The sequence below is a fragment of the Bacillus sp. ISL-55 genome, assembly GCF_018613155.1.
Lineage (GTDB): Bacteria > Bacillota > Bacilli > Bacillales > Cytobacillaceae > Mesobacillus.
In genome coordinates, this window is the sequence record NZ_JAGGQU010000021.1 from 194,295 (window position 1) to 208,345 (window position 14,051).

The following is a 14,051-nucleotide window of genomic DNA, read 5'->3' on the forward strand; positions in this document are numbered from 1 at the left end:
GAAATATAGTAAATACAAGAAGATTATAGCAAATATTGTAAAATATTAATCTATTATTATTTCGACATTTTATGACAGAAAAGCAGCCAGTACAATGTACTGGCTGCCTGGTTCATTAGTTTTGAATATATTTAGAAATATCTTCTGTTACAGCTGATTTTCCGCCGAGGATCATTACATCCTTGACACCATTATTCACTAGTACCTTTAAAGTTTCAGCCGGAATTTTATCCTTTTCTACAAGCAATAATGGAGCATTTTGTTTTGCTGCAAGGACAGACCCTGTCAATGCATCTGCAAAACCTCTGCCGTTTGCGACGAATACTTTATCCGTTGCTAATCCTAAAGTGTTAATTAAATTCGCAGCAGTTTCGAAGCGATTTTTACCGCCAATACGCTCTGCATTTGGCAATTCATTGAACACATCAGCACTGATTACGCCTTCTCCACCAACAACGATTGTCTTCTTGATTCCTGTTAACATCGCCTTTGTTTCAGCTGGAGTGCTATTTTTATTGACTAATAGAATTGGATAACCATTAGTAGCTGCATATGAAGCTACGGCAAGTGCATCAGGGAAATCCTGGCCATAAGCAACAATTGCTGTATCCGGGTTTCCACCAAGTTTAGCAGCGATCAATTTAGCTGTTTCAAACCTGTTCTTACCTGCAATTCTTTCAATGCCCAGATTCATGCCTTTTAGGGCGTTTTCAACTTTTGCAGAAACAGCACCCGTGCCACCAAGAATAACAACTTTTTTTGCTTTGAGTCTTGTCAATTCAGCAATTGTTTCTTGAGGAAGACTATCTTTTCCAGTAAGGAGGATTGGAGCGTTCAACTTATATGCTAGAGAAGCACCTGCAAGCGCATCAGGGAAATCATCTCCGCGGGCGATTACAACTGTCTCGGCAGTTTGCCAACCTTCCTGGGATATCTCAGTAGCTGTTGAATATCGGTTAACACCTGATACTCGTTCTACTTCTCTTTGGACGATTGCATCATATTCAACAATTACTCCACGTGCTTTTAAATCTTTAATAATTTTTTCTGATTCTGAAGTTAATGGGTTTTGCATAATGAACAGAGAGCCGCCCTGCATATTTTTCAATGGTGTAAGGTCAGTAATCAGATTACCTGTTAAATTGATATCAGCATATTTAACAGGAGATAGTGCTGAGATGTCTGTAAGCTGGTTATCACTAAAGTCATATGTTCCATAAACATCGTTTGAAACTGTCAACCCTTCAAGAGACTTCAATTTGTTGCCACTAAGGTCAACATCATCCAACTTAGTCAGGGTTTTAAGGTTTACGATACTATCGATTTGATTTTCTTCCGCATTCAGCCTCGTAAGCTTGTTAATGTTTTTCAAGGCATCCAGGCTCTTAAGCTGGTTCTGTCCAAGGTTAAGATATACTGCATGTCCAACTGTCATTGAGGATAAGGAATTAATAGATGAAATCTTATTCATTGAAAGATTAATGACTCCTGTACCCTCAATTTTCAGGTTATCTAATGGACTTACATCAGAAATGAGGTTAGCACTTAAGTCTATAAAGCTCAGATCATCAAGATCTTTAAGAGCGCTAATATCTGAAATGTTATTAGCAGTCAAATCAAGAGCGTTTAATTCTTTAAGATTTTTCAATGCGTTGATATTGCTGATATTGTTTTCTCCCAAAGTCAGCCAAGCAAGATTGGTTAAGTTCTTCAAAGAATCAATATTCGACAGACCATTGCCTGTTAAATCCAGTTCATATAGATCAGTTAAATCTTTTAATGGTGTTAAGTCTGTGATCTCATTGTGCTCTAAACTAATATATTGTAGATTCACTGCCTTTTCTAAACCTGATAAACTAGCAATACCTTCTTCAGCTGCCCATAAATCATAAAGGCTTTGCAGATCTTCCTCAGAAATTTCTTCGATTTCTAGTGATTCCTTAATCACTCTCTCCAAGTTTGGATCCTGGATTAAGGACCCTGCCGCTACTGCTGGACTTGCAGTAAATACCAGCAATACAGCTAAAATTAATTTCAAAGCAAAAAAATCTTTTTTCATTCCCCGTTTTCCTCCTGGATAGTTAAGTTTTGGATAATATACCCATATAAACCACACTTTCCTATTATAGCACTTTATACCCAGGAATCATTACTTATATTTCGACATTTTTCTACATCTATTCAGCAGATAAAGTTAATAGTTGTTCAAATACTTGAATATGACTTTCAATCTCTGAATTTAACTTAGTTTCATTTTGATCATCAGGTTTCACTAGTGAATTACTCATTAGAACGGTAGCCAGGGCTTGCGATTTCTCTCTTACTGTTTCGTGTTGGCTTCTGGATAATTCAGTGGATATACTGAATGCATTCTCATAATCTTTCGCAATGAAATAAGAAAGACTTCCATAGTATTTAAACTCATCCGTCAACTGAAACTCTCTGCTATTAAAATCCTCGTTTGGCAGGCGATTTTTTATGCTTTCAAAATCACGCTGGAACTTCTCATAGTTCCTTCCAGCTTTCTTAGCAACCTCAGTCGCTGTAGCTGATTGCTTTTGTTCTATCAATTTCAAAGAAATCTCTGTATATAATTTCAAATTAAGATCTAAATGGTTCTTATCGAAAGGATCTGCTTCAATTGCATACTCGCTTAATTTTAAGGCTTCTTCTAAATAACCATTTTTGAAAAGCAATTGAATTGATAACAACAGGCCATGTGAATTTGTTTTTTCTAATGAATAAATTTTGTCAGCAATTCGCCTAACATTTTCTCTATTAGCACCGCTCTCATCCTCTGAAAGAAGTAAACCGAGAGTATTCCATTTTTCAATATCATAATTATTGTATTGTAAGGATTCATCCACTAACATCTGCTTTCGTGGCAGTGATTCCTCTGCGATTGCCTGGTCAAATAACTGATCTGATTTTATAAAACGATAAGATTGCACAGCTGTGACCAGAATTAATAGTGTAGCCAGTACATAAAATGCATTCAGTTTCCACTGCTTCTTACCTTGTACAATTTGTGAATCTGGAAGGCCAAGAGCAATGAATGACAAGACGAGAAACCAGACTGCACCATATGATAGATTGAAATCAATTAAACTATGAAGAAAAATAAGTAAAAGCGGCAATAAAACACTTAGGTTTGCTTCATTCTTTGCAAGTCCTTTCCATATCACTAACAAAAAATAGACGATTATTGCGATAAAGGCTATTAACCCTGGGACACCTGAACTGATCAACCACTCCAAGTATCCATTATGTAAACTTTTCGTCAGATAAGGAAGAGATTGATGGTTTGTATATATTACAGACCAGCCATTTCCACCATATCCCTGAATCAATGAATCCTTACTTGCCTGAATGGCATCATTCGCAATAATTAAGCGCTCTTGAAACGTATCAAATCCAAATTGTATTCTTTCTGTAAATTGAGATGGCAAGACAGAATAGATTAATCCTTGGAATCTTAGGTCCAGCAAAAAAAGAATAGATAAGGTAAACAACACGGATGGAGCGACCAACCTTACAAACTTGGTGCTTTCCATTTTTTTATAAAACGGCGTTTCTATCAACTTCTGCAATAGTTGATAAAAAAAGTAAATTACAAACATCATCAGAACCATTGAAAGAAGCAAGTAGGTTAGAATACTACTTTCTTGTTCAGAAGCAACAAGGAATATCAGTATTGACATCCCTGCAGATACTGTAGAAGCTATTATATACATAAGCTGTTGCGGTAAACGCAAGAGAAACAATCCAATAATCCAAATCAAAGGCAGCAGAACCCATACACCCCTTGAGCCTGATAAAAATAACCCCAGGATGAAAGGCATAAGTGAGATGGATATGAGGACAGCGAATTTCCTTGTAATACTGCTAGCGCTGATATGTAAAAGAGCAAGTAACCAAAGCGCAGCCATAATAACCCCGAACGTGTTGGGATATTGATATACTCCTCCCAGTCTCCCGGAAGATATCGCTCCCGTAAATTCTAGTAATCCACCATATACAGCTATTGAGTATAAACTAATGCAAAACCCGGTAAATAGGATTACTTTTGATAAAAGGAACTTATATCTTGCATCCCTTGTGACATAATAGACTAATAGAAAAAAGCATCCGTATGCCGTCCACTTCAATATAGCTTGCCATGCTCCCAGAGGTGTAGCGGCATTAATCAACGAAAACACGAGTATAGTCGGCAATATGAAAAAGATAAGAGGATAATAGACAGCTTTTAATTCCTTTTTAAAAAATAAGTAAACAACCAAGAAAAACGAACTTCCATAAAGCAATAACTGTATCGGATAAAAGTCTTCGTTAAAGTATAAACCTTTCACAAATGAAGCAAAAAATAAAAGCAGCGAGATTCCGACAAAAAGCCAGAAACGTAATTCCTTAAAATGTTCTCTCATTATTCAATCACCTTTTCCATCACACGTTTAAACAAAGAAGCTGGATACGTGCCTCCCGATACTTCTTGTTCTTCATCAGATTTTTCATTTTCGGTACCTACCCAAACCGCGGCTGTAAATTGATCAACTCCGCCAACAAACCAGCCATCATGTCCTGTTGTTCCTGTTTTGCCATATACCTGAACCTTATTTATTTTGGCACTTTGGCCTGTTCCTTCCTCAACAACCTTAGTTAAAGCTCTTTTGATATCATCCGCAGTCTTTTCAGAATAGATCTGTTTCTTCACCGGAGATTCTTTTTTGATTATTTCTTTCCCATTTGAATCATTCACTTTATATATCGTGCTGCCATAGACTGCTTGTCCTTCATTAGCAAAGGCGCTATAGGCAATAGCCATTTGCAAAGGTGTGGCTCCTCGTTCGTGCAAACCAAGGGCAATCCGGTAATCCTCACGGCCATTAAATGAAAACAAATCGAATTTCTTTAGTGACTCCAACCCTATATTTAGTCCTACCTTTGTCAGTAACCATACTGCAGGAACATTGTGTGACATAACAATCGCATCTTCCATTGTCACTTCACTGCGATATTTAAAGTCATAATTCTTCGGTGTAAATGTCCCCAATCTAAGGGGCTTATCTTCAAGAAGGTCACCCAGTTCCCAACCTTGTTCCATTGAGGGTGCATACACAGCAAGCGGCTTGAATGCAGAAGCGGGCCTCCGATGTATAACAGCACGGTTTTTTATACTTCCTAGAGGATTCCTGCTTCCTGCGACGGCTTTTACAGCCCCTTCCACATGATCCATTATGACCATGCTTCCATCTATTTTGTTTTCTGCAAATTGATCAGGCGGAAAATTTTGAGGAATGCTAAATTCCTCGTAAAGTGCCTTCTGGATGCTTTCATCCACATTGATATAGAGCTTTGTACTATTCATTGCCAATTGATGTTCCGTAATCTCCAATTGTTCCTTTGCCTCATTCACTGCTATTTCAAGGTAGGAGTGAAGAAATGCGTTCTTATTGTCCTGTAAAGAATCAAGAAAGCCTGGCAACTCGGAAATCACTATGTCAGCATCATTTTCTGTTATTAAATTTTTGCTCAGCAACATTTCCACTAGTTGTGCAATTTTCATTTCAATATTATTATCTTGTATCTTTCCTTGATCTTTATGGAAATCTTGAACACTTAAAATATACAACCATTCAAGTAATTCAAGATCAGATAGATGTTTATCAAAATAATAATCAGCTGCAGCTTCTACCCCAACCAGGCCATTATGTATGTACATTTTCTTGAAATACAAACTTTCAACATCATTTTCATTATAAAAAGTATTTAAATATGCTTTCGCAAAAAACCTCTTAATATTTGAGAAAGTTTCACTTTCAGGATAGATTGATTGAATTAACTCATTATCTAAATCTTTATCAATACCCACAATAGTTGAAATTTGCTTTGGAATTGGAGCCTGGGTTGCGCTGGACTTACTTATGATGTTTATTTCTTTGCCTCTATTATCATAGAATCTAATTCCCTGTTGATGATCCAACTTTTTTTCAATATTCCAAACCCCAGCGAATATAATAAAAACCACTAAAAGCAGGAGTCCAGCTAGAAGGACTCCTGCTTTTTTTCTCTTTTTTTCATTGTCTGTTTTATTTTTTCTCATTATCTTATACCTTTAGATACCATTTATTTTTATGCAATATAAGCGCTATTATTGTCCACACCAGGAAGATCAGCCCAGCATATGCTAACTGGGGATAAACGGTCATTCCTTCTAGCCAGTTTAGTAATACTTGAGAGAATGTAAGGTCTTGACCAGGAAGCTTTATATGAATCAGCAGAGAAAATAAGATAAACTTCCCGAAGTAAATCAAAAAACTATTTCGGCCAAAAGCAATCAAAAAATATACCAGCGGATTATTAAGTATTTTATTTTTTTGATCACTCAGAAGATGAACAATCCCCAAGAGCGATATGGTAGTACCCGCAGTTAGCAAAGCAAAGGATGGCGTCCATATCTTCTTATTAAAAGGTAGTATGATATCTACTAAATGGGAACCTCCAATTAAAACTATCCCTAACAGAATGAGGGCTTTCCAAGAGTTCTTCCCGATTTTCCTACTTTTAATAAGAATGCTGCCGGCCGCAAAACCGAACATTACGTTCGCAAGTGAGGCCATAATTGTAAGGATTCCCTCTGGGTCATATCCACTTTCCCCTTGATGGTAAATGTGGTCTGTACCGAATACTTTACTGTCAATAATGCCAGAAGGATTGCAATCAGGTTGGGGTAAACCCTGATCGCAGTCATTACTTGCCGTGAGCAAGTAGGAACCATGCAGTATTAAAATCAATACCCCAATCAGCGATAAAGATTTCCACGTTTTTGCCACCAATGAAATCAGCACTGCCAATATCCCCAGAGCAGCATACAGCTGCAGGACACCGGTATATCTTAATGTTTCAAAATTAAAATCCCATTGGACGATCATATTAAAAATAAGTCCATATATGATTAATCGGATGGTTCGTTTAATAAGTTTAGGCCAACTTACTCCCCGATGATAAGCAATGGCCATCCCTGTGCCAAAAACAGTAATGAACGCAGGCAGAATATAATCCAGGATCGTTACGTTGTACCACGCGCCATGACGGAGGTTTTCATATCCGCCGTATGGGATATTGCTTAAATAAACTGAGAGGACAATAATAACCCCCCTGGTAAGGTCCAGCGAATGAATACGCCGTGATTCTTTAGTTGTAGTATTTTGTTCCATAAGTCTTGTCCCTTCTCTTTATATATCTGCTATATGCTATAATATCCCGAGAAACTAGAAAAGAGGTTATAAGATTGAAAAAGATAATAGCCGTCGCGGTTCTTTCTATTGTGATTATAGTGGGTTTCGCGATTCATACTAGGGAGAACTTTGATACAGTCATCTTCTACTCACCACATGCCGATGATGAGGTATTGAGCATGGGTCCCTCAATCCTCCATTATAAGAATAAAGGGAAAAAAGTTGTCGTAGTGTTGTTATCAGAAGGTCTCGCCAGTGCTGCATACCCCAAATTAAATAATAAATTAAACGACTCAGGACTTCCACTTATTTCTAAAAAACAATTTGGTGAGGCAAGGCAGAAAGAGTTCAAATTATCCGTCGAAACACTAGGGGTTTCTTCCAGTGATATTTATTTTTACAACCTGCCAGATGGCAAGTTCTCCAAGGATGATGTCTCAAAAATCATGCAAGAAATGAACAGCAAATATCCAAATGCGCAGCATCATGCAATGTCCTACAGGGATCCCCACCACGATCACGCTACAACCGGACAAGCCCTTCAAGAGCTGCTAGAGAAAGACAAAATAAAGAACGGTATCTTCCACCTTCCAATACAGGAGTATGCCAATATTGAATATGATAGAAAACAAAAAGTGCCGAACAATGAAGAAGACTCCTATAAAGATGCATTGAATGCTTATGGCATTTGGAAACCAGAGGATGGATTTTATAGCATCGGCCATGATTCTGTTACGGATTACTTTAGGATGGCTCGAGAAGAAATGGAAAGCAGATGGCATAAATAAACAAAAAGCGCAAGCGCCTCGTTCAGCCCCGACAAGCGCTGGAGGGCTGAACAGTGAAGTCGTTCTTTGACTTCATTGGGCGGACCGAAGCGACTCGAGGGGCTAGGCGCTGGAGCTAGATTAAGAAATTTATAGATAGTTACCCATAAAGAAATTCCATTTAAGAATTACTAAATATAAACAAAACGGCCGTGTATGATAATCACGGCCGTTTGTTCATTTATTAATATGGTCTTTTAGCACCTAGATAGCGACTCTTCCAATAGGAAATATTCATGTCACTGATCTCTACCCCTCTTGATGAGCCAGCATGAATGAATTGATTGTTTCCAAGGTAGATGCCCGCATGCGATGGACCTGGCTTATAAGTTTGATAGAATACGATATCACCAGGAGATGGCTGGGAGACAACCTTGGAAGCATTCCAGATATCACTAGTTGTCCTTGGCAAATCAACCCCGTTTTTATCATAGACAAAATTCAGATAACCGCTGCAGTCGAAACCACTTGTAGTCGTGCCGCCAAATACATATGGTACTCCAATATAAGCTTTGGCTGTTGCAATTAGACTATTTACATCAAAGGATAGAATATTAGCGACATTCGCAGATAATACTCCCGTACCGCCAACTAGATTGAAAGTCTGAATGCCCCTCTGGTCTGCCAGAGTCATGATTTCCTGCGGCACAGCATTTGGCTGAACTAATAGAATAGAAGAATTATTCTTTGCAGCTAATACTGATCCCGTAAGTGCATCTGCAAATGAAGCCCCAGAGGCAACATAAGCAGGATTCGCAGGTATATTTAAGGTTTTTACAATATTTGCGGATGTAGCATATCGATTCGCACCAGCAATCCTTCTAGGAGAAGGAAGTTGTCTATAGACTGTGTCAGATACGGCAGAATTCCCACCAACTACAATAGTACTGTTAAACTTCTTCAGCATTTCTTTAGTGGCTGCAGGAATGCTATTTTTTCCTGTCAATATAATTGGCATCTTATTTCTAGCAGCATAGGCTGCAATGGATAAACTGTCTGGATAATTCTCTCCAAAAACAACGATGGCTGTTTTTGAAGTTGTATTTAACTTCTCTGCTATTTTTACCGAAGTATCATAACGATTGACACCACTGATTCTTTCAGTGGCTAAACCCATAGATTGCAGTGTTTTTACTACATTATCCGTAATGGCGCTGCTGCCGCCTAAGATTACGGCTTTCTTTGCTTGCAGCCTTGCTATTTCTTGCTTAGTAACAGCAGGAAGCTCAGACTTTCCAGTTAAAAGAATCGGAGCATTCAATGAATAAGCCAGTGGTGAGCCGGACAATGCATCAGGAAAATTCGTTCCAACTGATATCACAACTGCAGGCGCCGTTGCCCAACCTTTTTTTGAAACTGCCACGGCTGTTTCATATCTGCTTTGGCCAGAAATTCTATCCACCTTTTTTACAGCAGCTTCTATCGAATTAGGAAAAATCAGGACGGCTAAAAACAAGAGCAGCAAATATGTAGAGAATTTTTTAGTCATTCCGTACCCCCAAATTTACGTATTAAACCTTTTTTCTTTCTTTTTCTATTATAACAAGCAAAAAAATACATTTTATATTACAGTTTGTTAACAATTTGTTGGAAGCTGTAACTTTTTGTAATAGTTGAACATTTAACGAATTTTTTTGTCAGTATCGGCTCCTATTACTAGTGGATAATAAAAAAAAGCTTTCTCTGATTGGAGAAAGCTTTCATAAGCTATTGACTATCCAATTTTTCTCTTTCTAGCAGCTGCCTGAATGTGCGTGACCTCAACAAAAATAATCCACTGACAAAAACAATTCCTCCAACCGGCACGTTCACAATTAATATTTTCAGATTGCTCCAGTTCGATGAAGGCAGCAGATTACCCATAAGAGTTAAAACTATGACCATTGCTGCTGCTGCGGTTGTTATTTTCAAAAACTCTATCCCTACCACTCTTATCCTAAATCCACCAGAAATTTTATACAGTGTTATAAATGTCATGGCAGAGTATAGTAAACCAACAATGGAAGCAGACAAGGCAAGTCCTGGAGGCCCAAACCAATTAGATAATAAATAGTTAGAAATAACATTGATTACAATCGAAATCAATCCGATTCTCATTATAAGATGCCCTTTTTCCAACACATAAAAGCCTTTTGCGATTACTGCCTGAATACTATAGAAAAAAACGGAACCCATATATAACACAGCATACTCACTTGTATGAGCTGCTGCTATCGAATTAAAAGCTCCCCTCTCATAAACAAGACTGACGATCGGCTCAATCAGGATGACCATTCCTGTTACAGTTGGAGAAAGAAATAGGAACATATAGGTCAAGCCACGTTCGATTCCCTGCTTAAACAGCAGGTTATCATTTTCGGCTTTTGCTTTCGCCAAGAATGGAAAAATCATCGTGGCTATCGTAACCCCAAATATCGCCTGAGGGATACTTACGAGACGGAATGCGTAATTCAGGTTGGAAACTACGCCTTCCTGCATCCCTGCCGCAAACAACATATTGACTGTGAGGTTGATTTGGCCGACAGCAATCGTGATTCCTACCGGCAAAAAAACAATATAGAAGCTCTTTATTTCCAGCCAATCTGTTCTTTGTTTCCAATCAAGCAACCTGCCAGGTTTTAAATAGAACACCTTAATCAATAGGGAAAGCAGTGTGCCAACCAGGTAACCAAGAGGTACAGAATAGATTCCCAGCTGTTGTTGAAACCCAATTGCGAAGGCAATAGTGGTAAGAACAACGACTGTTTGCGAAAAGGTGGAAAAAGAAAACTTCTTCTGGGAATCAAAATAGCCTTCGTAGACGGCATTAATCCCTACAAAGGCAATTGAAAGGAAATAGATTGCTGCGGTCCACCCGGCAATTTGCCAACCCTGTTCGTACCGCCCAAACTCTGGGTACAGCAAGCGAACAAGACCTGGAGAAATAACCACACCAATAATTGAAACAACCAGGCCAATAAAGAATGTACCTTTGACGACATTCGTTAAATGACTATGCCCTTTACCAAGTCGATCGTATTTATAATAACTTGGAAGAAAAGCATCCTTCATTCCAGTCAGCATAAAAAGAATAAGGGCATTCGGAATTGTCATGGCAGCAAAGTAAGCATCTGCCATATATGAATCACCATAGTAACCTGAAATCACCAGGTCACGAATCATACTTGAAAATTTTAAAAGCAATGTGGAAGCAATCAAAAGAATTGCGGCAATCCTAAGCTTTTTCATGGTTATTATTCCTTTAAGGCCTTGTATAGGAAGACCGGCAAAATGATCTGACGTTTCCAGCGCTTGGGCTCTTTCATTAATCGATACAGCCACTCAAGACCAATAGTTTGAAAGAAGGCAGGTGCCCTTTTTACCCGGCCAGAGATGACATCGAAGGATCCGCCAACACCCTGGAACACCTTGGCTGAAAGATGATGCATATTATTGACTATCCAATATTCCTGAGTTGGGCTGCCAAGAGCGACAAAGACAATATCGGGAGAGGCCTCATTAATTGTCTTTGTTATCAATTCCTGATCTTTAACATAACCGTCCATAACACCGGTAATAACAATTTCAGGATATAATTCTTCCAATCCAGCCTTTGCCTGCTCGGCAACACCCGGCTTCCCGCCATAAAGAAAAACTCTTTTATTTCTATCCGCAGCAGCCTGGCATAGCGTCATCATCATATCGATTCCAGTCACTCTTCTTCTTAATTTCCCGCCTTTTAAGATAGAAGCAATAATCAATCCTACCCCATCAGGGATTTGATAGTCCGCTGTATTCAGTAGTTTTAATAGCGCAAAGTCTTTCTGCGCCTTCATAATTTTTTCGGGATTAATCGCTACTATAAAAGATTTCTTCCCCTCATCCATCCTATTGAAAAGCTGGTCGATCAGCTGCCTATAGGTGAAATTACTAACAGGTACTCCTAATAACATTTCTTTCATACTAAAGCCACCTATTCTTTAGGGATTCCCCCTTCGGTTTTTGAATCCCCTAATACCCTGACATCGAACCCTGCGCGTCTCCAAACCCCAACATCAAGGCACCGCTTTGTATCCAACACGAGTTTCGTACGCATTAAGCCTTCTACTGTTTCAGGAGAAATCGCTTTAAACTCATTATGGTCTGTCAGTATCAGAATCATGTCTGCCTTGTTTACAGCTTCTTCAAGCGTTGAGGCTTGTCCGTTCATTACAATCCCATGAATATGTGGATCGTAAATTGAATAATCAATTCCGTATTCATCAAGATATTCAATTACTTTTAATGATGGACTCTCCCGGATATCATCAATGTTTGCCTTGAATGATAACCCAAGGACTGCCACTCTGCCATGATTAATATTATATTCAGTAAATACATTATTAACTTTGTCAGCAGTGAATTTTGGCATGGAATCATTTGTTTGCCTTGATAACTTAACCAGATTGGCAAGCTCCGGCTGGAGTTCAACCAGGAACCACGGGTCAACAGCGATACAATGTCCTCCCACCCCAGGGCCTGGCATGTGGATGTTCACACGCGGATGATAATTAGCGAGCTCAATAGCTTCCCAAACATTGACATTGATCCGTTCACTTATTTTTGCAAGCTCATTCGCAAATGCAATATTAACATCACGATAAGTATTCTCGATAACTTTCACTAATTCCGCAGTAGTAGCATCAGTAACATGAATGTTCCCTTTTACAAAGGTACGGTACAATTCAACAGCCAGCTGGGCAGACCGTTCGTTAATTCCTCCGACAATCCTGTCATTGTTGACCAATTCCTCAAGAACCTTGCCTGGAATAACCCTCTCTGGTGAATGGGCAACAAACACCTCATTTCCAATTTCCAATCCTGTTTCTTCGATTAGAGGCAGCATGATATTTTCTACTGTCTTAGGTGGAACTGTTGATTCGAGGATCACGAGGTTCCCTTCTCTTATATAGGGAACAATGGAAATAGTCGCTTTTGCAACATAATCCAGATTTGCAGTTTTATCAGCATTGATAGGCGAAGGCACTGCTATTATAAAAACGTCTGATTCGACAGGCTCAGTTGAAACAGTCAGACTTTTGCTGTCGATCGCCTTATTCAGTTCTTCCTGAAGTCCTTTTTCTTCTATATGAAGTTTTTTACCGGCGATATCTTTTACTATATCTACATTAATATCCATGCCATGCACGGACATACCATGATTCGCAAACATAACTGCAGTCGGCAGACCAATATATCCTAGTCCAACGACGCATATCTTCTTTTTCACGAAACTTCTTCCCTTCGTCTCTTCGATTAAAAGCCTAAATTTTATTATATCGAAGATTTACACATGAAAACAGTTTTTTAACTAAAGAGTATCTTGGAATTAATTTGAAAGCACAATTTACAAAACTTAACAATGAACACTCGAGAATTTACACCAGATAAACATGCAATTAAAACAAATAAAGTAAGCTTGCATTAAACCTGTGAAGGAGTTGATGCAAAAAATGAAGACAGTCATTCGCTCTACTTGGGTTCTCACTGTCCTCTTAACTCTATTTTTCGCTCTTATCATTATTATACAGAATTCCATTAGGATGTTTTTATTTTAACCCGCGGATGCCATTAGAACGAAGTTTTTAAAAGAATATCCAATAAATACCACAAAAATCCCCTCTGTTTTCAACTCCCATATTATAGTACAATCTGAAATTGTAAGGGAGAGTGAAATTCATAAAACAGTTTGATTCATTTCCAAAAACAATCAAGAAAACCATTCGATATATAAATCAAGATGTGAATAACATAGAGAAGCTTGAAGAAATAGAACGCATGATCCTTATCAATATTGAAAAGCGCAAGAAGATACTGAATACAGGAAGCAACAAAGCATCCACTTAAATCCCGTTAAGTACTAACGGGATTTTTGTATATATAAATCATACTTATTTCAACTCAACATAAACTATATATGTTTACTAATCTCTATATTTTCCTAGTTATTTACTTGACTCTTGCATTTTTT

The 14,051-nt window shown here is 38.3% G+C and carries 9 protein-coding genes; 1 reads left to right on the forward strand and 8 read right to left on the reverse strand.

The window, feature by feature from the left end:
* Positions 1-115: 115 nt before the first annotated feature.
* From J7E32_RS11855 to J7E32_RS11870, 4 genes are all read right to left on the reverse strand, one after another.
* Positions 116-2,059: a cell wall-binding repeat-containing protein gene (locus J7E32_RS11855; RefSeq protein WP_214907483.1), complete on the reverse strand. Its 1,944-nt coding sequence runs from the start codon at positions 2,057-2,059 to the stop codon at positions 116-118.
* Positions 2,060-2,177: 118 nt separating this feature from the next.
* A complete protein-coding gene (locus tag J7E32_RS11860; RefSeq protein ID WP_214907485.1) occupies positions 2,178-4,424 on the reverse strand; it encodes an O-antigen ligase family protein in 2,247 nt (748 codons plus the stop codon).
* Positions 4,424-6,100 (reverse strand): transglycosylase domain-containing protein, encoded by a 1,677-nt coding sequence (locus tag J7E32_RS11865; RefSeq protein WP_214907487.1) that lies wholly within the window; start codon positions 6,098-6,100, stop codon positions 4,424-4,426. Before J7E32_RS11865 ends, J7E32_RS11860 begins: the two co-directional genes overlap by 1 nt.
* Before the next feature lie 4 nt (positions 6,101-6,104).
* Positions 6,105-7,214, reverse strand: a complete 1,110-nt coding sequence (locus J7E32_RS11870) for a heparan-alpha-glucosaminide N-acetyltransferase domain-containing protein (RefSeq protein ID WP_214907489.1) — start codon at positions 7,212-7,214, stop codon at positions 6,105-6,107.
* A gap of 74 nt (positions 7,215-7,288) precedes the next feature.
* Between J7E32_RS11870 and J7E32_RS11875 the strand changes: the two genes are divergently transcribed.
* On the forward strand, positions 7,289-8,023 hold the full coding sequence (locus tag J7E32_RS11875) for a PIG-L family deacetylase (RefSeq protein WP_214907491.1): 735 nt from the start codon (positions 7,289-7,291) through the stop codon (positions 8,021-8,023).
* Between the two features lie 223 nt (positions 8,024-8,246).
* Here J7E32_RS11875 and J7E32_RS11880 read toward each other — a convergent pair whose 3' ends face one another.
* The 4 genes from J7E32_RS11880 to J7E32_RS11895 form a co-directional block, all read right to left on the reverse strand.
* Complete coding sequence (locus J7E32_RS11880) at positions 8,247-9,551, reverse strand: cell wall-binding repeat-containing protein (RefSeq protein ID WP_214907493.1); 1,305 nt, start codon at positions 9,549-9,551, stop codon at positions 8,247-8,249.
* Positions 9,552-9,769: 218 nt separating this feature from the next.
* On the reverse strand, positions 9,770-11,290 hold the full coding sequence (gene murJ / locus J7E32_RS11885; RefSeq protein WP_214907497.1) for a murein biosynthesis integral membrane protein MurJ: 1,521 nt from the start codon (positions 11,288-11,290) through the stop codon (positions 9,770-9,772).
* Positions 11,291-11,295: 5 nt separating this feature from the next.
* Positions 11,296-12,003, reverse strand: coding sequence for a WecB/TagA/CpsF family glycosyltransferase (locus J7E32_RS11890; protein WP_214907499.1), 708 nt, complete (start codon positions 12,001-12,003; stop codon positions 11,296-11,298).
* An 11-nt stretch (positions 12,004-12,014) separates the two neighbouring features.
* On the reverse strand, positions 12,015-13,310 hold the full coding sequence (locus tag J7E32_RS11895) for a nucleotide sugar dehydrogenase (protein ID WP_214907501.1): 1,296 nt from the start codon (positions 13,308-13,310) through the stop codon (positions 12,015-12,017).
* Positions 13,311-14,051: the final 741 nt, after the last annotated feature.

What these genes read in the sequence shown, in the direction of transcription:
- J7E32_RS11880 (WP_214907493.1), bottom strand. Translation starts at nt 9,551, where the DNA reads ATGACTAAAAAATTCTCTACATATTTGCTGCTCTTGTTTTTAGCCGTC.
- J7E32_RS11860 (WP_214907485.1), bottom strand. Translation starts at nt 4,424, where the DNA reads ATGAGAGAACATTTTAAGGAATTACGTTTCTGGCTTTTTGTCGGAATC.
- J7E32_RS11855 (WP_214907483.1), bottom strand. Translation starts at nt 2,059, where the DNA reads ATGAAAAAAGATTTTTTTGCTTTGAAATTAATTTTAGCTGTATTGCTG.
- J7E32_RS11890 (WP_214907499.1), bottom strand. Translation starts at nt 12,003, where the DNA reads ATGAAAGAAATGTTATTAGGAGTACCTGTTAGTAATTTCACCTATAGG.
- murJ (WP_214907497.1), bottom strand. Translation starts at nt 11,290, where the DNA reads ATGAAAAAGCTTAGGATTGCCGCAATTCTTTTGATTGCTTCCACATTG.
- J7E32_RS11870 (WP_214907489.1), bottom strand. Translation starts at nt 7,214, where the DNA reads ATGGAACAAAATACTACAACTAAAGAATCACGGCGTATTCATTCGCTG.
- J7E32_RS11865 (WP_214907487.1), bottom strand. Translation starts at nt 6,100, where the DNA reads ATGAGAAAAAATAAAACAGACAATGAAAAAAAGAGAAAAAAAGCAGGA.